14 protein-coding genes and 1 pseudogene are annotated in these 20,902 nt (G+C 65.8%); 9 read left to right on the forward strand and 6 right to left on the reverse strand.

The window, feature by feature from the left end; all coding sequences use genetic code 11:
• Positions 1-215 precede the first annotated feature (215 nt).
• Both Q0S71_RS06690 and Q0S71_RS06695 read left to right on the forward strand, forming a co-directional pair.
• Positions 216-1,115, forward strand: a complete 900-nt coding sequence (locus Q0S71_RS06690) for an alpha/beta hydrolase (protein WP_295993154.1) — start codon at positions 216-218, stop codon at positions 1,113-1,115.
• 86 nt (positions 1,116-1,201) lie between these two features.
• Positions 1,202-3,583 carry an ATP-binding protein gene (locus Q0S71_RS06695; RefSeq protein WP_295993157.1) on the forward strand — a complete coding sequence of 794 codons (2,382 nt, stop codon included), beginning with the start codon at positions 1,202-1,204 and terminating at the stop codon, positions 3,581-3,583.
• A gap of 97 nt (positions 3,584-3,680) precedes the next feature.
• Here the strand turns inward: Q0S71_RS06695 and Q0S71_RS06700 are convergent, their stop codons facing one another.
• On the reverse strand, positions 3,681-4,409 hold the full coding sequence (locus Q0S71_RS06700) for a UPF0149 family protein (protein ID WP_295993159.1): 729 nt from the start codon (positions 4,407-4,409) through the stop codon (positions 3,681-3,683).
• 116 nt (positions 4,410-4,525) lie between these two features.
• On the opposite strand from Q0S71_RS06700, the gene Q0S71_RS06705 reads away from it, so the two are divergent.
• Positions 4,526-5,539 carry a serine/threonine protein kinase gene (locus Q0S71_RS06705; protein WP_295993163.1) on the forward strand — a complete coding sequence of 338 codons (1,014 nt, stop codon included), beginning with the start codon at positions 4,526-4,528 and terminating at the stop codon, positions 5,537-5,539.
• A 171-nt stretch (positions 5,540-5,710) separates the two neighbouring features.
• Here Q0S71_RS06705 and Q0S71_RS06710 read toward each other — a convergent pair whose 3' ends face one another.
• Positions 5,711-7,111, reverse strand: coding sequence for a PLP-dependent aminotransferase family protein (locus Q0S71_RS06710; RefSeq protein WP_295993166.1), 1,401 nt, complete (start codon positions 7,109-7,111; stop codon positions 5,711-5,713).
• A 280-nt stretch (positions 7,112-7,391) separates the two neighbouring features.
• Here Q0S71_RS06710 and Q0S71_RS06715 point away from each other — a divergent pair, with 280 nt between their 5' ends.
• The gene (locus Q0S71_RS06715) at positions 7,392-7,631 is read left to right on the forward strand and encodes a hypothetical protein (protein WP_295993169.1); all 240 of its coding nucleotides are present in this window, start codon (positions 7,392-7,394) and stop codon (positions 7,629-7,631) included.
• Positions 7,632-7,716: 85 nt separating this feature from the next.
• Positions 7,717-7,893, forward strand: a pseudogene (locus Q0S71_RS06720) (Na+/H+ antiporter NhaA); the annotation flags it as partial.
• A gap of 1,127 nt (positions 7,894-9,020) precedes the next feature.
• Here the strand turns inward: Q0S71_RS06720 and Q0S71_RS06725 are convergent.
• A complete protein-coding gene (locus tag Q0S71_RS06725) occupies positions 9,021-10,301 on the reverse strand; it encodes an NRAMP family divalent metal transporter (RefSeq protein ID WP_295993171.1) in 1,281 nt (426 codons plus the stop codon).
• Positions 10,302-10,398: 97 nt separating this feature from the next.
• A complete protein-coding gene (locus Q0S71_RS06730; RefSeq protein WP_295993174.1) occupies positions 10,399-10,941 on the reverse strand; it encodes an OmpH family outer membrane protein in 543 nt (180 codons plus the stop codon).
• A gap of 220 nt (positions 10,942-11,161) precedes the next feature.
• On the opposite strand from Q0S71_RS06730, the gene Q0S71_RS06735 reads away from it, so the two are divergent.
• Entirely contained in the window at positions 11,162-14,074 is a 2,913-nt protein-coding gene (locus Q0S71_RS06735) for a hypothetical protein (RefSeq protein ID WP_295993179.1), read from the forward strand.
• 26 nt (positions 14,075-14,100) lie between these two features.
• On the opposite strand, the gene Q0S71_RS06740 is transcribed toward Q0S71_RS06735, so the two are convergent.
• Entirely contained in the window at positions 14,101-14,472 is a 372-nt protein-coding gene (locus Q0S71_RS06740; RefSeq protein WP_295993182.1) for a hypothetical protein, read from the reverse strand.
• A gap of 60 nt (positions 14,473-14,532) precedes the next feature.
• Positions 14,533-15,579, reverse strand: a complete 1,047-nt coding sequence (locus Q0S71_RS06745) for a DUF475 domain-containing protein (RefSeq protein WP_295993185.1) — start codon at positions 15,577-15,579, stop codon at positions 14,533-14,535.
• Positions 15,580-15,715: 136 nt separating this feature from the next.
• Between Q0S71_RS06745 and Q0S71_RS06750 the strand changes: the two genes are divergently transcribed.
• The 3 genes from Q0S71_RS06750 (at position 15,716) to Q0S71_RS06760 (ending at position 20,820) form a co-directional block, all read left to right on the forward strand.
• Positions 15,716-16,138, forward strand: a complete 423-nt coding sequence (locus tag Q0S71_RS06750; protein WP_295993188.1) for a divergent PAP2 family protein — start codon at positions 15,716-15,718, stop codon at positions 16,136-16,138.
• A gap of 245 nt (positions 16,139-16,383) precedes the next feature.
• Complete coding sequence (locus tag Q0S71_RS06755; protein ID WP_295993190.1) at positions 16,384-17,583, forward strand: efflux RND transporter periplasmic adaptor subunit; 1,200 nt, start codon at positions 16,384-16,386, stop codon at positions 17,581-17,583.
• Between the two features lie 3 nt (positions 17,584-17,586).
• Entirely contained in the window at positions 17,587-20,820 is a 3,234-nt protein-coding gene (locus tag Q0S71_RS06760; protein WP_295993194.1) for an efflux RND transporter permease subunit, read from the forward strand.
• The last annotated feature ends 82 nt before the right edge of the window (positions 20,821-20,902 follow it).

Below are 20,902 nucleotides of genomic sequence, written 5' to 3' on the forward strand. Positions count from 1 at the left end.
ATTCGAAACCGTGGTCTGACCCCGAAGTCGCCGCGGCATCCCGCTCGCGGACCCCATCCAGCCTCATCCTCCGTGGCGGCGCCATTTCTTCAGCGCGGCTACCATTACCTCATCCTTGTTTTTCCCATCAATAGTTTATCAAATAGCAATGTTTGTCATTTTTATCATGACACGGTAAGCTGTGTCTTCTTGAAATTGTCCAGGACGAAAAGCCCATGCCTCCACTGCACCGCGCCTATCTCAGCCTCGTCATCGGCGTGCCGCTGCTGGCCGGACTGGCCGCGTGTTCGCCGCTGGCCGTCATCAACGCCCTGTCGCCAGCGGGCGCTGCCGACGTGACGGCCGGCGTGGCCTATGGCGGCGGGCCGCGCAACAAGCTCGATATCTACCGTCCCCTTCACGCCGACGGCGCGGCGCCGGTGGTGGTGTTTTTCTACGGCGGCAACTGGACCAGCGGCGAGCGCGGCGATTATGCCTTCGTCGGGCGGGCGCTGGCCGCGCGCGGCATCGTCGCCGTGGTGGCCGACTACCGGCTCTATCCCGAGGTCGGCTATCCCAGCTTCCTCGACGATGCGGCCCAGGCCGTGGCCTGGACTTACCGCGAAGTGGCGCGCTACGGCGGCGATCCGCGGCGCCTGTTCGTCATGGGCCACAGCGCCGGCGCCTACAACGCGGCCATGCTGGCGCTCGACGGCCGCTGGCTGGCCAAGCAGGGCATGACGCCGCAGGTGCTGCGCGGCTGGATAGGCCTGGCCGGTCCCTACGATTTCCTGCCGATCGAAAATCCGCAGGCGCGGCTGGTGTTCCACTTCCCGGACACGCGTCCCGACAGCCAACCCTACAACCACGCGGCGGCCGGCGCGCCGCCGGCGCTGCTGATCGCGGCCCGCCACGACAAGCTGGTCGACCCGGTGCGCAACACCGGCGGCCTGGCCTACCGCCTGCGCACCGACGGCAACCAGGTCAGCGAGGATTATTTCGACCTCGTCAACCACGAAACGCTGGTGGCGACGCTGGCCGCGCCGCTGCGCTGGCTGGCGCCGACGCTGGACGATGTGGTGCGCTTTGTCGAGGACACGCCGGCGCAGCCTCCGCGTCCGGTGCCCGCGCGCTGACCGTCCACTGATGGGATAGGCGAACAAAGCCGCCATGGCCGCCCGCGCTCCATTAGAATAAGTATCTCTTCTTTATTGCGCACATTATGCGGATACGTTCTTACCTGATCGTGATGGCACTGGCGATCCTGGCGCCGGTGGTGGTGTCGTCGGCGGTGGCGCTGCACATGCTGGAAGACGCCGGCCGCACGGCCGCGCTGCAAAACCTGCACGAGACGGCGCAGAGCGTGTCGCTGCTGGTGGACCGCGACCTGTACAGCGCCGAGGCGAGCCTGCAAGTGCTGGCCGGCGCGCCGGCGCTCGACGCCGGCGACCTGTCGACCTTTTACCAGCAGGCGCGGCGCGCCCAGCGCGGCGACGATGGCTGGATCGCGCTGATCGACGAACACGGCCAGCAGCTGCTCAACACCTATCTGCCGTATGGCGCGCAGCTGCCCCCGCCCAAGCCGCCCTTCGCCGCGCGCGCGCAGCAGACGCTGGCCGCCGGCACCACCAATGCGTCCGGCGTGTTCCGCGGCGCCGTCACCGGCCGCATGATGGCCACGCTCGACGTGCCGGTCTACACCCACGGCGGCAAGCGCTATCTGCTGACCGGCGCCTTCACCATCGAACACTTCAAGCGGGTGTTCGCCAGCGCGCGCATCCCGGCCGGCTTCACGGTCGGCCTGCTCGACGGCGAGGGCCGCTTCCTGGCGCGCACCGGCGGCGCCGACGACATGATAGGCAAGCTGGCGCGGCCCGAGCTGATTGCGGCGGCGGCGGCGGCGCCCAGCGGCATGCTGCGCCACCAGACCTGGGAAGGGCGCGAATCGTATGATGTGTACACCCATTCGCTACTGTCCGGCTGGACCGTCGGCGTGGCCGTGCCGGTGACCACGATTGACGGCGCGGCGCGGCGCGCCACTTGGGTGGCGGGGCTGGGCATGCTGGCGGCGTTGCTGTGCGCGGGCGGCGTGGCGCTGTTTTTCGGCGGCCGCCATGTGCGCGCCATCGACGCCGCCGCCCACGAGGCGATCAACCTGGGACGCGGCGTGGCGCCGCCGCAGTCGCAGTCGCGCGTGCGCGAGGTGCGCGAATTGCACGCGGCCCTGCACGCGGCGGGCGTGCGCCTGCTGACGGCGGGCCAGGACCGCGCGCGCGCCGAGGCCGAGCGCGACGAGCTGCTGCAGCGCGAACAGCGCGCGCGGCGCGAGGCCGAGCAGCAGAACATGGCCAAGGATCAGTTCCTGGCGATGCTGGGCCACGAGCTGCGCAACCCGCTGGCGCCGATCAGCAGCGCGGCCCACTTGCTGAAGATGCCGGGACTGGACGCGGCGCGGTTGAACTATGCGAGCGAAGTCATTACGCGCCAGGTGGGCCACATCACGCGGCTGGTCAACGATTTGCTGGACGTGTCGCGCGTCACGCGCGGGCTGGTGACGTTGAACGCGACGGAACTCGATTTGCGCCGCATCGTCGCCGACGCCGTGGAGCAGGCCGAGAGCCTGGTCGCCGCCAAGCAGCACCATCTGGAATTGACGCTGCCGCCGCAGCCGCTGTGGGTGCGCGGCGATCAGACCCGCCTCGTGCAAGTGCTCAGCAACCTGTTGAACAACGCCGCCAAATACAGCCCGCCGCACAGCCGCATCGAGGTCACGCTGGCGTCGGCGTCGGCGTCGGCGTCGGCGCCGGAGCCGGAGCCGTCGGGATCGCCGTCGGCATCGCCATCGCCATCGTCGGCATCAGCATCGGTATTAGCGTCGACATCGCCGCCCGCCGGGCAGGGCGCCGCCGTGGCGCTGCTGACGGTGCGCGACAACGGTTTCGGCATCGAGGCCGGTTTGCTGCCGCGCGTGTTCGAGCCGTTCTCGCAGGGCGAGCGCACGCCGGACCGCGCCCAGGGCGGCTTGGGTCTGGGACTGGCGCTGGTGAAAAGCCTGGTTGAGCTGCATGGCGGCAGCGTGACGGCGGCCAGCGCCGGCGATGGCCAAGGCAGTTGTTTCACCCTACGCCTGCCGCTGCTGGCGGCCGATCCGCGGAGCGCCGCCGCGCCGAGCGTGGCGCCCGCGCGCGCCGATCAGGGCGGCTTGCGGGTGCTGCTGGTGGACGATAACGTCGACGCCGCCGACAGCCTGGCGCTGCTGCTGTCCGAGGCGGCCGGCTATGACGTGACGGTGTGCCACGACGGCGCCCGCGCGCTGGAGCTGGCGGCGACGCTGGCGCCGCAGGCGCTGATACTCGACATCGGCCTGCCCGATATCGACGGTTATGAACTGGCGCGGCGTTTGCGGCGCTCGCCGCAAACGGCCGACGCGCTGATGATGGCGCTGACCGGCTACGGCCAGCTCGAAGACCGGGCCCGCGCGCGCGAAGCGGGCTTCGACTACCATTTGTCGAAACCGGCCGATCCGCAGCAGATACTGGGTTTGCTGGCGCTGGTGCCGCGCCAGGCGGACGGGCGGGCGTCCGGCGCCCGGGTCCGGAAATGAAAATCGGCGGCACGATGGCCGCCGATCCGGGCAGGGAGGTGTAGCCGCCACGCTGATGAGCTTATTCGCTCATCGGCACATCAGCTTCATCGGTTTATTACGCCGCATCGCCGGCGTCGCCCGCTTCGGCGACATCGCCGCCGTCGGCGCCGTGGCACTTCTTGTATTTTTTTCCGCTGCCGCAAGGGCAGTCGTCGTTGCGGCCGACTTTAGGCTCGTCGCGCTTGATGGTGGCGACGGCGGGTTTGCGGCGCGGCACCCAGAACTTGTAGATGGCCGGCAGATTCGCTTCCAGGTCGACGGCCAGCTTGTGGGCCTTGACCGGATCTTCCACCAGCGGCAGTTCCTCTTCCTCGATCTCGTCGGCGCCGAGCAGGTAGATCGGCTGCATCAGCTCGGCGATCTCCGATTCCCAGATCGCGTCCCAGGAACCGTCGCGCAATTCCATGCCTTCCCAGAAGCCCCAGCACCACGCTTCGGCGTCGATCAGGGTCTGGCCTTCGTATTCGTGTTCGACGAACAGCGGCTCGAATTCTTTCGGCGCCACTTCGAACGTCACCAGCACCTCGTTCATGAAACGCATGATGAGCTCGATGATGCGCTCTTCTTCCTTGGCGTTCTTGAACTTCGGCACATCCTTCACATCGTCGCCCCACACGCGCGGCAGCCACTCGGCCGGCATGATGGTTTCCGGGCCGATGGCGATCGCCGTCAGATAGCCGTGCAGCGTATCCATCGTCATCGCATCTTCGGGGCTGCGCTCGGACAGCAGGAATTGGTCTAGTTCGTCGAATTCTTTTTCGCTCAGGGGCTGGTCGAGTTGCATGGCTTGCTCTTTTTTATTGGATGGAAGGCGACAGTATACGCTGCGTGGCCCGCTTGCGCTCAGATGATTGCGCAGGGAAGGGCCCGCGGCGCGGCGCGGCCCCGTACAATGGCGGCATGACTACCGACCTGCACGACGGCGCCGCCGCCCATCCCGCCCACCTGTTTGCCCGCCTCGGCCCCGACTGCGTGCTCGACGCGCTCGACAGCATCGGCCTGCGCGGCGACGGCCGCCTGCTGGCGCTCAACAGCTACGAAAACCGCGTCTACCAGGTCGGCATCGAAGACAGCGCGCCGCTGGTGGTGAAGTTTTACCGGCCGGCGCGCTGGAGCGACGCGGCCATTCTGGAGGAGCACGCCTTCGTGGCCGAGCTGGTCGAGCGCGAAATCCAGGTGGTGCCGGCGCTGACCGTGCACGGCGCCACGCTGCACCAGTTCGACGGCTTCCGCTTCGCCGTCTTCGAGCGCCACGGCGGCCGCGCGCCGGAGCTGAGCGACCCGGCCACGCTGGAATGGATAGGGCGCTTCATCGGCCGCATCCACGCCGTCGGCGCCATCAAGCCCTATGCCGAGCGGCCGGCGCTGAACCCGGACACCTTCGGCATCGAGCCGCGCGACTATCTGCTGGCCAACGGCTTCATCCCGCCGGAATTGCTGAGCGCGTATTCCAGCGTCGTCGACCAGGCCCTGGCCGGTGTGCGCCACTGCTACGAGCGCGCCGGCGAGACGGCGCAGCTGCGCCTGCACGGCGACTGCCACAGCGGCAACGTGCTGTGGACCGACGCCGGCCCCCACTTCGTCGACTTCGACGACAGCCGCATGGGACCGGCGATCCAGGATCTGTGGATGATGTTGTCGGGCGAGCGCGCCGAGCAGGTGCGCCAGCTGGGCGACATCCTGGCCGGCTACGAGGATTTCTGCGACTTCGAACCGCGCCAGCTCTACCTGGTCGAAGCGCTGCGCACGCTGCGCCTGATCCACTACTCGGCCTGGCTGGCGCGGCGCTGGGACGACCCGGCCTTCCCGGCGGCCTTCCCCTGGTTCAACACGCAGCGCTATTGGCAAGACCGTATCCTGGAGCTGCGCGAGCAGGTCGCGCTGATGGACGAGCCGCCGCTGTGGCCGGTGTGAGCGGCGCCGGCGCCGCTCGGGTCTTGTCGTCGCTGGCGACCCAGGCGGTGGCGAAGAAAGCGTAGTCCGAATAAATCAAGGTCTTGGGTTCGATTTTTGCGTTTAAAAAAATCTCCGACAGGCCCGCATGCATGCCGAACTCCCGGATGAAGCACGGTGTTTCCTGGACAGTCAAACCACCGCAGCGCTGAACGACTCGGGCCGTCGCGCAAGCAGATGGGACAGCCGTTGAAGACCCGCCTGCAAGCGTCCACGGTCCTTGATGCTGCCCAAAGAGATCCGAATGGCATTCACGGATACGCTGCCAGTTGCGAATGCCTCGGCCGGCGTGACTGCGATGCCCTCGCGGTCGGCCGCACGCGCCAGCTGCGAGGGGGGCCAATACGCCGGCAACTCCAGCCAGACATGCAGGCCGTCACCCAAGCCGCTGTACCGCCCCGCCAGAATATCCCGAGCCATCCGGTGGCGCAGGCGCGCCTCGTTGCGTACGCCCTCCATCAATCCGTCAGCCGAACCGTCGAGTATCCACTGAGTGGCCAGTGCGGCCGTCAGGGGAGCGACCATCAGCGCAAATGATCTTAGCGCGACCAGGAAACGTTCGCGTTCTTGCGGGTCGCGTATCAGCACGAAGGCGACACGCAAGCCGGGCGTCAGGCATTTCGACAGGGTTGAGATGTAGACCACCTGTTCCGGGGCCAACGTGGCAATGGGCGGCGGCGGGGCATCGGCAAGGAGCCAGTAGGGATCGTCCTCGACGATGCGTACATTGCAGCGCTTCGCGATGCCGGCGAGCTCCTTGCGCCGGCGTTCCGGAATGGTGATGGCGGTCGGGTTCTGCAATGTCGGATTGAGGTAGACCAGCCCGGGCTTGTGCCGGCGGCACGCTTGCTCAAGCATCTCAGGCACCATCCCGTGCTTGTCCGCCTCCACCGCAATGATGTGCCGGCCGAATTGGGTCGCCGCGGCACGCAAGCCGGGATAACTCGTCGGCTCGGCCAGGATTACATCGCCAGGCTCCGTCAGCGCAAGGATCAACGCGGCGATCGCCGCTTGCGCACCCGGACAGACAACAAGCTGTCGAGCATCCAGATGTCCAAACATCGGTGCCAGCCATTTGGCCCCAGCCTTACGGTCGGAGTCGCTTCCCCCGCCCAAGTGGTAAGTCATCAGCAACTCATTGTCTGCCCGCATCAATACTTGAGACAAACCTTGTTTCAACATGTCATCGAAGTCCACGCCATCCGGCGGTGGCGGGGTATTCATGCTCAGGTCGAGGATAGCGGTCAATTCGACTTTCGGCGCCGCGACATAAGTGCCCCGGGCGCCGCGGCCCTCCAACAAGTTGCGGCGTCTGGCCTCGTCGTATGCGCGCGTGATCGTCGTCAGGTCGACGTCCAGCTGTGCCGCCAACAGGCGCTGCGGAGGCAGACGGTCACCCGGCTTCAGCGATCCGCCTACCACCGCCGCCTGCAACGCATCCGCAATCTGCAAAAAACGTGGCCCTTTGTTCCCGGCCAATCGCGGCAACCAGATTGGCAAATTTTCGTCTTGTATGGTTGTTAACTGGGACATTTTGTCTCAATGTATGGAAATTGCTTTTAAGTAGTATGCATCAGAACCTGTAGCAACACCAACCTTGCATTGCAGTCGCTGACGTTTTCCCCTCTCTCATCTGCATGCGGCGATTCACCGCGCTGGATGCCATTGTTATTTCATGGGTAGATATAATGAAAGGGTCAAACAGGATGCCTGGGGGATGGTTGGAACAAAAAATGAAGCTGCTGAAGCAGCGTTTTGAGGTAGTGCCCCTCACGATAGATAGTGTCAAGTAATAGCCTGGAAAATACTCAAAATGATGGATTGGATCCCTATAGTCTTCGTCGCGTTCAAGCTTATCGTGCTCGGCACCGGCATGTTCTACGCCGTCAAGTGGCATTACGATCAAGGGAAAAAGGGGAAGGGGAGGGAGAAGGGCGCGGTGCTACGCGCGAGCGGCAAGGTGGCCGCAGTCTTCGTGCTATCGCTCCTGAGCCTGGGGCTCGTCACCTTCTTCCTTATCAGGATGCTCGGCATGGACCTGACCTTCCCATGATGGCAAAGAATAGTCGGCCGATAACCAGTGATGCGGCAGCAATTCCCGGTGCGGCGATTGGGTAGCATCGGCAAGCGAGTCAGAGCTCGCTTCGACAAATAGCATCGGCATCGCTACGGGCCTATTAATCGGCAAGCCATCTGGCATTACATTGATGTGCTTCATAGCCGTTGCTCCGGGCATTTGCAAATTGCCGCTGGATTTGAGCTGGCGTCATATGTTCGGAGCGGGTGTGCTCATGGATTTCGAACAGCAAGCTTGATGTGGGAAAAATGCGCGCTTATATGAGACTTCATCATCGCCTTGGTCCTCCATGTCCGACCAAAGCTCTCGAACTCTTGGGATGCTTATCCCAGCTATCTGGAGTTCTCGAAGTTTTCGACGCAACCCAAATCGGGATAGCGGAAGAAACGTGAGTAGATGGACGAGTATCTTTTCTTCTTTGGCAAAAACGTCATCGTAGACTACGGTCGCTTTGCGCAACGCGGTCAATACTTGGTCTAGTGGACTCCCACCCTCGGACAACTCAAAACGAAGTCCTCCCGGGAAGTTATAGAACAAAGCATCCCGATAAGGGTGACCAACAATTTCCTGCGTTTTCCTTTTGAGATTCATGCGTCATTTTTCATTGCAATAGTAGAAGCGAGCGCTGTTGCTTCGTCAGTAAAGTCGTAACGGCAGCTGCTGGCCGTTGTCGGTCACCTTTCTAGGCTTTCTTTTTTATCACGATAGCAAACGTAAATGCTGTCGCAATGCCTATTCCGACGCCAAGAGAGAATCCCAAAGTAGAACTGTGCAGAGCAACAGCGAGTGCAGTTCCGGACCCGGCCCCGACGCCAGTACCAAGTATTAAGGGTAGTATCATTTTCGCTCCTTGTTTAGGAAATCAACTACGATTACAACGGCGGCTTTTGGCTGCCACCGGCCTGATGAGCTCATGCTTGGCATTGGTTTATGTGCTTTCTGGTACGGTAACTTCCGAGAAAAACTGGGCAACTGGATAGTTGGCAATCGTGTCCGCTAGTGACAGGGCCGAAACCCCAGCAAAATTTTTCTGCAACGGGTCAGCGCCCGCAGCCCGCAATTCCAGGACAACTGCTCCATCGCCCTTTGACGAAAAAACAGCTCGCAGCAAGATAGAATTTCCTCTTGAGTCGACAAGTGATGGGTCAGCACCGGCATCAGTTTGGTGCTGGCCGGAAGTAGACTAAGCAGCAAGGATAGCATCTTGCTCATATGGAAAATACACGGATTGTCACGACGACAGGCAATTCGAAAATTCCCTATCGGTTCGTTTTTGATGTGGCCGGTCGGCCGAGATAGGCCGACGGTGTGGAGAAGAGGAAGTCTGGATTGAGCAGATAATTACTGAGTCTGGAAAAGTTAATTTTATAAAATCCCCGACAGCCCCGCATACACGCCGAAGCCGGCCGACGCCGCGATGACCAGCGCCACCACCGCCGCATAGGCGCCGCTCAGGCGGTACGGCTGCGGCAGGCGGCACGCCAGCAGGTAGAGGAAGCCGAGCACGATGGGTAGCAGCAGCGCGTTCATCACCTGCACGCCGACGCTCAGGCTGACCAGGTTCACGCCCGAGGCGACGAACACGCCGCCGGCCACCAGCGCGGCCGTGTAGATGCCGTAAAACCACGGCGCCTCGCGCGGCGCGTGTTCCAGCGAGTGTTTCACGCCCAGCAATTCGCCCAGCGAACGCGCCGCCGTCAGCGTGACGACGATGGTGGCCACCAGCGCGGCGCCGCTCATGCCCATCGCGAACAGGATCTTGCCGCCGCCGGCGCCGAGGAAGGGTGTGATCGCCTGGGCGATCTGCTGCACGGTGTCGAGCGCGACGCCGCCCTTGCCGGCCGCGCCCAGCGTGGCCGCCGTCGCGATCAGCACGGCCGCCATGATGACTTGCGTGACGACGGCGCCGAACGCCGTGTCCCAGCGCGCGGCCGGCAGGTCGGCCACCGTCAGTTTTTTCTCGACCACGGCCGACTGCTGGTAAAACACCATCCACGGCATGATGACGGCGCCGATATTGGCCGCCACCAGGTACAGATAATTGGTGTTGGCCCACGGGATGGAGAGGGCGCCGCTCACCATCGCGGCTGGATCGGGGTGGGCGCGCCAGGCGACGACCAGGAACACCAGCTCGAAAGCGCCGATGGCCATGGCGATGCGCTCGACCGACAGGTAGGAGCCGGTATAGGCCATCAGCACCAGGGCGCCGACGATGACGGCCATGCTCAGCGGCGCGGGGACGCCGAACAGCAGGCCGACGCCGGCCAGTCCGCTCAACTCGCTGAGCAGCGCGCCGACGCAGGCCAGCACCAGCGTGCCGACCGACAGCAGGGCCCAGCCGCGGCCGAAATGTTGTTCGATCAAGTCGCCGTGGCCCTTGCCGGATACGATGCCGAGCCGCACCGTCAGCTCTTGCACGATGAACAGCACCGGCGCCAGCACGATTTGCAGCAGCAGCAGGCGGTAGCCCCACTGGGCGCCGCTCTGGGCGGCCGTGATGACGCTGCCGGCGTCGGTGTCGGCCAGCATGACGACCATGCCGGGTCCGGCCACGGCCGCGAAGCGGGCCCACGAAAAGCGGCGCGCCACCGCTGCCGGCGCGGGGGAGGAGGGGACGGAGGGGGTACTGGCGGTGCTGGTGTTCATGGCCGGGCCTGATTAATTGACAATGAAAATCATTCTCATTTGAGTCAATTATACTGACTGCGCCGGGATCGCGCTGACGCCGGCCGAGCGCCGGCGCTTACTGGTCCAGGGCCTTGAGCAGCAGGTCGGTGATGTCGACGCGGTCGCTGATGAAGTAGGATTGGTTGACCAGCACGATGTCCAGATTCTGCTGCGGCGCGATCTGCTGGATCAGCGCGTAGGCCTTGCTGGAAATTTCGGCGCGCGCCACGTTCTTACGCTGGATCAGATCTTCCTGGAAGTTGCGGCGCTTGCGCTGGATGTCGATGTCCAGGTTGTTGAGCAGCAGCACGCGCTTGGTGCGCTGCCCCTCGTCCCAGGTGGTGGCCTTGGCCAGTTCGGCCGACAGGCGCTGGAACTCGGCGCTTTGTTCCTGGATCTGCTTGTCGCGGGCGGCGAATTCCTGCTCTATTTTGGCCTCGGTGGTCTTGGCCAGCTTCGATTCGCTGAGCAGACGCTCGATACTGACCCAGCCGATGGTCTGGCGGTAGGGCTTGGACGCGGCCGGCGCGGTGGTCGGGGCGGTTTGCGCCAGCGCCGCCGGGACGGTCAGCGCGCCCGCCGCCAGGACGGCCAGACGCTGGATAAAGGTGTTTAGCATGGTTCCCGCAAAAGGTGAGCGATCCGACGACCAGGACGGTCTGTACAAGTTTGGCAAGCTTACCCGAAGCCGTGCGGGGTCGCAAGGGCGGCGCGGACGCGGCGCGGCGCGCGGCAAGGCGCGAAATGGCGGGTTTTTCCGGCTCTGCTCGGCGCTAGGGCGGGCTTTACTTTCTTTGATAATGGCTATCTAAGAAGTCCACCCAACCGCGAGAACTCTCATGCAATCATTCCTGGCACCGCGCGAAAGCGCCATTCTTACCGTCGCCTACTCGGCCGATAACGAAGCGCAGCAGCCGGCGCCGGACATGACGGCCCTGCCGTCGCCGGAGCTGGCGCCGATGCTGGAGCTGGTGCAGCAAGAACAGGAGCAGGAATCGGCGCTGGCGCTGGAATCGCAGGCGATGCCGGAGCTGGTGGCGCCCGCCGCGGCGCCGCGCGCCGCGATGGAAATGAAGGCGATCCACGAAGCGATCGCCCGCGTCGAAGCCGAGGCGAAGGCGTCCTGCGCCGCCGAGAGCCGGGCCTACGCCGAGGCGCGCGCCCGCTCGCTGGCCGAGGACCGCGCCGCGATGGACGCCGCCGCCGCCGCCGTCGCGCTGCAAAACGCGCAAGCGTCGGAAGACGCCATCGCCGCCAACCGCGAGCGGCTCGAATCGCTGCGCGCCGCCGCCCAGGCCAGCGTGGCGCGGCTCGAAGCGGTCAAGCAGGAAACGGCCGAACTGCGCGCCCGCGTCGAAACCGATACCCAGATCCGCCTCGCCGCCGAGCAGCGCGCCAAGCAGGAAGAAGAAAACCGCCGCCGCGCCACCGAACAAATCGCGGTCGAATCGGAGCTGGCGCAGCAAGCGGCGCTGGCCGCCGAGGCGCTGCTGGCGCAAACCGAACAGGCGCGCCTGCAAGCGGTCGAACGGGTCGCCGCCGTGCAGGCCGCGCGCGACGAAATGGTCGGCATCGCGTCGGCCGACGCCCGCGTCGCCACCATGGCGCGTGAACGCGAACGCCACGCCTACGGCGCGCGTCAGACCGCGCAGATGCTGGCCGAAGCCGAAAACGAAGCGCTGGAACTGACCCGGCAGCGCGAGCGCGCCGACCAGATCGCGCTCGAATCGGCCTTCAACCGCGCCGCCGCCGAAGTGCGGGCGCTGGAAGAAGCGCGCGCGCTGGCCCATCTGGAACAGGAGCGCGAGCAGATCGCGCTGGCGCAGGCCGAATCGGAACGCAGCGCCGCGCAGTCGCTGCATCTGCGCCTGCAAACGGAAAAAGAAATCCGCGACGCCGCGATCCACCGCGAGCGCCTCGAAATGGTGGCCGCCGCCAGCGCCCAGGCGCGGCGCGACGCCGATGCCCGCATCCTGGCCGCGACCGAGGCGCGCATCGAAGTCGATCGCCAGCTGCGCGCCGTGGCGCTGGCCCGCGTCGCCGCCGAGCAGGACGCCGAACTGCAAACGCACCTGAAAGTGGAAGCGGCCACGCTGGCGCTGGAACAGGCCAGGCTGACGCAAACGGCGCAGGCGGCGGCGGCCGAAGCGGCCCGCATCGAGACCGAGGAAAATGAACGCGCCGCGCAGCTGGCCGAGGAGCGCACCGTGGCGTCGCGCACCATCGCCGAACGCACGGCCGCGCAGAACGAAGCCGAACAAGACGCCGTCGCCGCGCTGGCCGGCCACGCCGCCGCGCAGGACGCCGCCGCCGCGCTGGCCGAACAACGCCTGGCCGCCGCGCTGGCCGAACACGAAGCCGAACGCGCCGCCAGCAGCGCCGCCATCGAGCTGCGCGCCGCCGCCGCGCTGGCCGACTACGTCGAAACGCGCGACGCCCTGAACTTGAAGGCCGAGCAGGCGGCGGCCGCGGCTCAGGCGCAATACAGCGCCTTGAGCGCGCAGGCCGAACACGATGCCGAGGCCGCGCTGGCCGAATTCACGGCGGCGCGCGCAGCCTTGACCGCGCAGGCCGCGCAAGAACAGGCGGCCGCGCAAGCCCATTACAGTGAAGTGCTGGCCGCGCTGGCCGAACAGGCCGCGCAGGAACAGGCGGCGGCGCTGGCCGAATTCAGCGCCGCGCGCGACGCCTTGGCCACGCAGGCCGCGCAGGATCAGGCGGCGGCCCACGCCGAATACAGCGCCGCGCTGCACACGGCGACCGCGTTGGCCGAGCAGGCCGCCGCGCAGTCGGTGCAGCTGATCGACGCCGAACGCGCGCGCGCCGCCGCCGAGCAGCAGGCGCTGGCCACGCTGACGGAACGGCTCGAAGTCGAGGAATCGGCCGCCGTCGCCGCGCACGCCCGCATCGTGATCGAGCAGGCCCAGGTCGACGCGCTCAGCGCGCAGCGCGATGCCGATCAGCGCCTGATCGACGCCAGCGAAAAAGAAATCGCCGCCGCCCGCTTGATCGCCGAGCAGGTCGCGCTGGAGGCCGAGCAGAAGGCCGGCGTGGCGCAGGCGCTGGCGGCGCAGGCGCGGCTGGCCATAGAACTGGGCGTGGCGCAGCGCGAGCGGCTGATGCTGGAAGAAGAAAAGGCCGCGCAGGCGCAGGCGCTGGTGGAGGCCGAACGCGCCTTCGTCGACGCCGAGCGGGAGTCGCTGGCGCTGATCGAACAGAAACTGGCGCAGCAGCGCAGCACGACGGCGTCCGAAGTGAAGGCCTCGAAAGCCATCGCCGGCCGCCTCGCAGCGGAAAAAACCATCGCCGCCGAAGCGCGCCTGCGCGCCGACGCCGAACAGGAACAGGCCGAGTTGCTGGCGCGGCGTGAGCTGGAAGTGCAGGCCGCGCAGCAGGCCATCGAGGAAAAATCGGCGGCCCAGAAAGCGTTGCTGGAAACGGCACAGGCCCACGCGGCGATGCAGCGCAAGCTGGCCGACACCACCGTCGCGATGACTGCGGCCAAGCAGAAATTGCTGGCGCTGGAAACCCGCCGCGTGCAGGCCGCGCAAAAGGCGATGGTGTCGCTGCACGCCAAGGTCGACGCGCTCGAAGCCGAATGCAAGCGGGAAGAAGAGGGCGCCTTCGCCGCCTCGCTGGCGGCGGCCAAGGCCCAGGCCGAGCGCGACCAGTCCGAAAGCATCACGCGCGACGTCATCGGCCGCCTGACCAAGGTAGCCGAATCGGCCGGCGCCGTGTGGCGCTCGCGCTGATAGCGGCCATGCTGCTGCGCTGACGGTTAGGGCGCCGCCGTCACCGTGGTGATGAAGTATTCCGATTCGCCGAAGCAGGCGCCGGGCACGCCGCGGTGCTGTTCGTAGCCGAGCACCACGCGCTTGCCGGTGGCGGCCATCAGTTGCCCGGCGACGCCGTCGTCGCGCACGCTGAACTCAAACCGCTCCGGGATCGCGCCGGGCATGGAGGTCAGCAAAATCTCGCCTTCCCAGGTCTTGCAGATCCAGCCCTTGCGCGAGAATTTCTGCAGGAAGCCGGCGCGCTGGCCTTCCGAATACGACAGGTGCAGCATGATCCACGTGTAGGCGCAGAGCAGCAGCGCGGCCACCGCCAGCAGGGCGATGAGGCGGACGGTGTAGCGGCGGGATAGTGTCATGGGCGGGGGCGACGGGCGTGGTGGAGTCGTTAATGTTTCCGATCTTATCACGCCGCCGTGTCAGCCCTCGGTCTGGACGCCGTGCACGGCCTTGTGGCGGATCGACGACCACAGCGACAGGCCGATCAGCACCACGCCGGACAGGCCGGTGAACCATTCCGGCACGTGGTAGCCGACGCTGCTGAACATGATGAGCGCCAGCACGCCGATGGCGTAATGGGCGCCGTGTTCGAGGAAGACGAATTCGTCGAGCGTGCCCTTGTTGACGAGGTAGACCGTCAGCGCGCGCACGAACATGGCGCCGATGGCCAGGCCCAGCATGATGAGCACGACGTCGCTGCTGATGGCGAAGGCGCCGATGACGCCGTCGAAGCTGAACGAGGCGTCCAGCACTTCGAGGTACATGAAGCCGCCTATGCTGCCGCGCATCACGGCCAGGCCCATGCCGGCGTCGCCGTCGCCGCCGTCCTCCTCCATCATGCCGCTCAGCCAGCTGACGCCGACGTAGATCGCCACGCCGACGGCGCCGGCCGTCAGCACGCTGTATTTTTCCGCCGCCGGCACCAGCGACACGCAACCGAACACGGCGATCAGCGCCAGCATCACGCCCAGGCCGTCGCTGCCGTAGCGCGCCAGCAGGCGTTCGCCGCGGCCCAGCCAGTGCAGTTTCTTGTGGCGGTTGAACAGGAAGCTGAGGAAGACCAGCAGCAGGAAGGCGCCGCCGAACGCGGCCACCTGGGCGTGGGCGCCGACCAGGTGGGCCGAGTAGATGTCCGGCGTGGTCAGGGCCATGGTCCAGACGTCGACCAGGCCCAGGCCGGTGGCGAAGGCGACGATCAGCAGCGGGAACAGCAGGCGCATGCCGAACACGGCGACGACGATGCCGACCGTGAGGAACAGTTTTTGCCAGAACGGATCCCAGTTGCGCAGCACGGTGGCGTTGACGACGGCGTTGTCGAAGGACAGCGACACCTCCAGCACGCCCAGCACGCCGGCGATCCAGATCGCGTGCAGCGCGCCCGAGACGCCGCTGTTGCTGTAGCCCCACCAGGCGGCCAGGGCCATCAGGATGAAGCTGAGGAGGAAGGAAAATCTGAAATGCCGCATGGTGGTCCCTGAAGGTGCAGTGTTATTGTGGGGCGGATTTTATATTATTTTCTATCTTACTTAGTTTCGTTGCCGCTGCGGCATCTGCGATAATTGCGCCCGATAACATTGCGCATCGATCGCTAAGGGTAAATACATGGACATCGCCTATCTCGTCACGCCGCTGCTGACCTGGATCACCGTCGGCCCGATCAAGTTCCTGATTAATAGCGCGAAGGCGCGCCAGTGGGCCTTCAATCTGGTCGGCAATGGCGGCTTTCCGAGCAACCACAGTGCCGTCGTGTCGAGCATGGCGACCTTGATCGCGCTGCGCGAGGGCATCGCTCATCCGGCTTTCGGCGTGGCGGTGACGCTGTGCTTCATCGTCGTCATCGACGCCAACAGCCTGCGCCAGCATGTCGGCAAGCAGGCCGCCGCCATCAACCGCCTGGCCAAGGGCGACGCCGGCCACCACGGCCTGCGCGAACGCATGGGACATACGCTGATTGAAATCGGCGGCGGGCTGTGCACCGGGGTGGCGATGGGGTTTATCGTCAATGCCGTCTTCGGGCGCGGCTGATACGCCGCTCTAATTGTTCGCCCAGCGTTGGGCACGGCCCCGGCGTCCGCCGGCCGTCCGCGCCCGGACACTCTTGTCCGCCAAGAAACGCATTCTGTCGCTTTAAAACGCAATTCACTCCTCCAAAGCGTCCATCCGTCCGCCCCCGATTGACGCTGTCGGCGCGCTCGTGGATACTCTGCGCCTTGTAGTTTTGCCAAATATTTTCTAGCCTATAGCCATACCCCTACTTTCGGAGATTCTCTATGTTGCGCAAAACCCTGCTCGCTGTCGCCATCGCTTCGGCCCTGGCCGCCTGCGGCAAGTCTGACAAGGCGGCCGCCGACGCCAGCGCTTCGGCCAGCGCATCCGCTTCGGCCAGCGCGTCCGCCGGCGCCAAGTCGGCCGCCGCCGCGACTACCTTGCTGATCGCGCCGGAAGACATGCTGACGGTGGCGTCGAACGGCCTGGCGTCTGGCCCGGTCATCACCGGCTCCATCCAGCCCGAGCGCCGCGCCGACCTGCGCGCCGAAGTGGGGGCGGTGGTGGTGCAGGTGCTGAAGGAAAACGGCGAGGCCGTCAAAAAGGGCGACTTGCTGGTGCGCCTCGATGAAACCTCGATCCGCGACGGCCTCAGCTCGGCCGACGAGGCCACCCGCGCGGCCCAGCAGTCGCTGGAGCAGACCGAGCGCATGTATCAGCGCCAGAAGACGCTGCTCGGCTCCGGCATGGTGTCGACCCAGGCCATGGAAGACGCGGAAATGCGCCGCAACAACGCCGCCAGCGACCTGGCCGGCGCCAAGGCGCGTTCCGTCTCGGCCTGCCAGCAACTGACCCGCACCGCCGTGCGCGCGCCGTTCGACGGCATCGTCAGCGAGCGCAAGGTGTCGAACGGCGACACGGCCGCCATCGGCAAGGAACTGATTAAAGTCATCGATCCGGCCAGCATGCGCTTCGAGGGCCTGGTGTCGGCCGACAAGATCGGCGTCGTCAAGGTCGGCCAGCCGGTGCTGTTCAGCGTGAACGGCTACCCGGGCCAGCATTTCACGGGCAAGGTCAAGCGCGTCGATCCGGCCGCCAACGCCGTCACGCGCCAGGTCGAGGTGCTCGTCGAGTTCGCCGGCAACCAGCAGCCGCGCGTGGCCGGGCTGTACGCCGAGGGCCGCGTCGAGTCGGCCACGTCGGCCGCGCTGATGCTGCCGGCCAGCGCGATGGTGCAGGCCGGCGACAGCAATTACGCCTGGCGCGTCAAGACCGGCCCGGCCGGCGCCACGCTGGTGAAGGCGGCGCTGACCGTGGGCACGCGCGACGAGCGCACCGGCCTGTGGCAGGTCAGCGGCCTGGCCGCCGGCGACCAGGTGGTGCGCGTGCCGGGCGCGACGTTCAAGGATGGCCAGAAGGTCGAGCTGAGCGTGGCGAAGACGGTGGCGTCGACGTCGGCCGCAGCCGTCAGCAAAGGAAACTAAGCCATGTTCCTATCCGATTTCAGTATCAAGCGGCCGATCGCGACGATCGTGCTCATCATCGCGATGATGTGTCTGGGCCTGATGGCGCTGAAGAAATTGCGCGTCAATCAAAATCCCGACGTGCAGATTCCTTTTATTATCGTCAACATTCCCTATCCGGGCGCCTCGCCCGAGACGGTCGAGCGCGAAATCGTCAACCGCCTGGAAAAATCCCTGCAGTCGATCACCGGCGTGACCGAGACCGACAGCACGGCGCAGGAGGGTTCGGCCAGCATCCGCATCGAGTTCGCCTTCACCAAGAACTTGATCGAGGCCTCCGACGAGATCCGCAACGCCATCGGCGCCGTGCGCTACAAGCTGCCGACCGAGATGCGCGAGCCGATCCTGCAGCGCATCGACACCTCGGCCCAGCCGGTGATGCAGCTGGCGCTGTCGTCGACGACGCAGAGCCACGCCATCATTTCGCGCCTGGCCGAGGACAAGCTGGCCGACCGCTTCCGCGCCGTCGACGGTGTCGCCTCCGTCAACATCGACGGTTCGCTCAAGCGCGAGCTGAGCGTGCTGCTGCACGCCGAAAAGCTGCGCGAATACAATGTGTCGGTCAGCGACGTCGTCAACGCGCTGCGCAGCCAGAACACCAACGCGCCGGTGGGCAAGGTCAGCGGCGCGCTCGATGAAAAGAGTATCCGCCTGGTGGGCCGCATCGAGCGTCCCGAACAGTTCCAGCAAGTGGTGGTCAAGCGCAACGGCGACGAGCTGGTGCGGCTGTCGCAGGTGGCGACCATCGAGGACGGCTTCGCCGAGATGAACAGCCTGTCGGTGCGTTCGGGCAAGCCCAACGTCGGCATCTCCATCGTCCGCTCGCACGACGCCAGCACCGTGACCGTGGCCCGCAATGTGCGCGCCATCGTCGACGAGGTGCGCAAGGAATTGCCGACCGGCACCACGCTGGAAGTGACCAACGACGACGGCAAGAACGCCGAAAACAGCTTGGACAACGTGATCGAATCGCTGGTGTTCGGCGCCGGCCTGACCATCTTCGTGGTCTATGTGTTCTTGAACTCGTGGCGCTCGACGCTGATTACCGCGCTGAGCCTGCCCACCTCCGTGCTGGCCGCCTTCATCGGCGTCTGGCTGTGCGGCTTCACGCTGAACTTCATGACGCTGCTGGGCCTGTCGCTGGCGATCGGCGTGCTGATCGACGACGCCATCGTGGTGCGGGAAAACATCGTGCGCCACATGCAGATGGGCGCCGACCGCCGCACCGCCGCGCTCAAGGGCACGGCCGAGATCGGCCTGGCCGTGGCCGCGACCACCTTTTCCATCATGGCCGTGTTCATCCCGGTGGCCTTTATGCCCGGCATCACGGGCGAGTGGTTCCGGCCGTTCGCGCTGACGGTGACGTGCTCGGTGGCCGTCAGCCTGTTCATTTCGTTCACCCTCGATCCGATGCTGTCGGCCTTCTGGGGCGACCCGGTCGACCACCACAAGGTGCCGCGCAAGGGCTTTGAAAAAGTGCTGGAGCGCTTCAACGTATGGTTCGACCACCAGGCCGACCGCTATGGCCACGTGATCGCCTGGGCGCTGCACCACCGGCGCTGGATGGCCGTGATCGCCTTGCTGACCTTCGCCGGCGCCATCACCATGCAGGCGCTGTGGGGCGGCATGAGCTTCGTGCCCTCGTCGGACTTCGGCACCATCGCCATCGACGTGCGCTCGCCGGCGTCGAGCAGCCTGGAGTATTCGCGCTTGAAACTGGAAAAGGCGGCGGCGCTGGCGCGCACCATGGCCGAAACCAAGGCCACCAATAGTTATGTGAATCCGGGCGGCGGCCGCATCTATGTCGACATCGGCAAGAAAACCGAGCGCAAGCGTTCGGGCCTGGAGGTGGCCAAGGAATTGCGCCAGAAGCTGACCCAGCTGGTCGGCGCCGAATACACGGTGCTCGACGACCTGAGCAACGGCGACCGCAAGCCGGTGCAGATCCAATTCACGGGCGCCGATTCGCGCAAGCTGATGGAATTGACCAACGCCTACATGGATCAGCTCAAGAAGATACCGGGCGCGGTCGACGTCGGCCTGTCCGAGCAGGATCCGAAGGACGAGCTGCAAATCGAACTCAATCGCGGCCTCGCCAATTCCATGGGCATAGGCGCGGGCGACGCGGCCCAGGCGCTGCGGGTGGCCTTCGCGGGCATCGAGGTGGGCGACTGGGTCGACCCGACCGGCGAGTCGCGCGACGTGGCCGTGCGCCTGACGCCGGAAGACCGCACCGGCGCCGAAAACATCGAGCGCCTGCCGATCGCCGTCATCGGCACCAACCAGATGGTGCCGCTGGACCAGATCGCCACCGTGACGATGGGCAAGGGCCCGTCGACCATCAAGCACAAGGACGGCAAGCGCACCATCACCGTCAGCGCCAACGTGCAGGGCCGTTCGGCCGGCGAAGTGACGGGCGACGCCATGAAACTGGCCAAGTCCATCGACTTCCCGCCGGGCTACGGCCTGAGCCTGGGCGGCGCCGGCAAGGACATGAATGAAGTGTTCAGCCAGATGATGATCGCGCTGGTGGCCGGCATCGGCCTGATGTATTTGATCCTGGTGATGCAGTTCGGTTCCTTCACGGCGCCGGTGGCGGTGATGTTGTCGCTGCCGCTGTCGCTGATCGGCGTGGTCATCGCGCTGCTGCTGACCAAGAGCACGATCAACCTGATGAGCCTGATCGGCGTCATCATGCTGATGGGCCTGGTCGCCAAGAACGCCATCCTGCTGCTGGACGCGGCCCGCAAGCGCGAGGAGGAGGGCTACAGCCGCGAGGACGCGCTGATGTACGCCGGCCGCATGCGTTTGCGTCCGATTTTGATGACGACGTTCGCGCTGATCGCCGGCATGTTCCCGGTCGCGCTGGGGCTGGGCGAGGGCGGCGAGTTCTACCGTCCGATGGCCATCGCCATCATCGGCGGCACCATCACGTCGACCATCTTGACCTTGCTGATGGTGCCGACCTTCTACGACAGCATCGAAATCGCGCGCGACCGCGCCGTCGCCAAGTTCCGCCGCCGCGCCGTGCGCTGGAGCGCGCTGCCGGCCTTCGTGATGACCTTGCTGGAAGCCGTGTTGACGCTGGTGTTCCTGCGGCTGCTGTTCCGCGGCCTGATGTGGCTGGTGCGCAAGGCCACCGGCCGCGCCGCGCCGGCGCCGACGCCGTTGGCCAGCGCCAAGCTCGATCCGCACTGAGCGGGGGCAGCGGGCGGGGCAAGAGCTTAGCGCCAAGTCGGCGTCAATCGGGGTCAGGCCACGGTTTCGAATGAATCTCTCG

Source organism: Rugamonas sp. (assembly GCF_025354735.1).
GTDB lineage: Bacteria > Pseudomonadota > Gammaproteobacteria > Burkholderiales > Burkholderiaceae_D > Rugamonas.

What these genes read in the sequence shown, in the direction of transcription:
- Q0S71_RS06740 (WP_295993182.1), bottom strand. Translation starts at nt 14,472, where the DNA reads ATGACACTATCCCGCCGCTACACCGTCCGCCTCATCGCCCTGCTGGCG.
- Q0S71_RS06755 (WP_295993190.1), top strand. Translation starts at nt 16,384, where the DNA reads ATGTTGCGCAAAACCCTGCTCGCTGTCGCCATCGCTTCGGCCCTGGCC.
- Q0S71_RS06705 (WP_295993163.1), top strand. Translation starts at nt 4,526, where the DNA reads ATGACTACCGACCTGCACGACGGCGCCGCCGCCCATCCCGCCCACCTG.
- Q0S71_RS06745 (WP_295993185.1), bottom strand. Translation starts at nt 15,579, where the DNA reads ATGCGGCATTTCAGATTTTCCTTCCTCCTCAGCTTCATCCTGATGGCC.
- Q0S71_RS06735 (WP_295993179.1), top strand. Translation starts at nt 11,162, where the DNA reads ATGCAATCATTCCTGGCACCGCGCGAAAGCGCCATTCTTACCGTCGCC.
- Q0S71_RS06730 (WP_295993174.1), bottom strand. Translation starts at nt 10,941, where the DNA reads ATGCTAAACACCTTTATCCAGCGTCTGGCCGTCCTGGCGGCGGGCGCG.
- Q0S71_RS06690 (WP_295993154.1), top strand. Translation starts at nt 216, where the DNA reads ATGCCTCCACTGCACCGCGCCTATCTCAGCCTCGTCATCGGCGTGCCG.
- Q0S71_RS06700 (WP_295993159.1), bottom strand. Translation starts at nt 4,409, where the DNA reads ATGCAACTCGACCAGCCCCTGAGCGAAAAAGAATTCGACGAACTAGAC.
- Q0S71_RS06695 (WP_295993157.1), top strand. Translation starts at nt 1,202, where the DNA reads ATGCGGATACGTTCTTACCTGATCGTGATGGCACTGGCGATCCTGGCG.
- Q0S71_RS06750 (WP_295993188.1), top strand. Translation starts at nt 15,716, where the DNA reads ATGGACATCGCCTATCTCGTCACGCCGCTGCTGACCTGGATCACCGTC.
- Q0S71_RS06715 (WP_295993169.1), top strand. Translation starts at nt 7,392, where the DNA reads ATGATGGATTGGATCCCTATAGTCTTCGTCGCGTTCAAGCTTATCGTG.
- Q0S71_RS06710 (WP_295993166.1), bottom strand. Translation starts at nt 7,111, where the DNA reads ATGTCCCAGTTAACAACCATACAAGACGAAAATTTGCCAATCTGGTTG.
- Q0S71_RS06760 (WP_295993194.1), top strand. Translation starts at nt 17,587, where the DNA reads ATGTTCCTATCCGATTTCAGTATCAAGCGGCCGATCGCGACGATCGTG.
- Q0S71_RS06725 (WP_295993171.1), bottom strand. Translation starts at nt 10,301, where the DNA reads ATGAACACCAGCACCGCCAGTACCCCCTCCGTCCCCTCCTCCCCCGCG.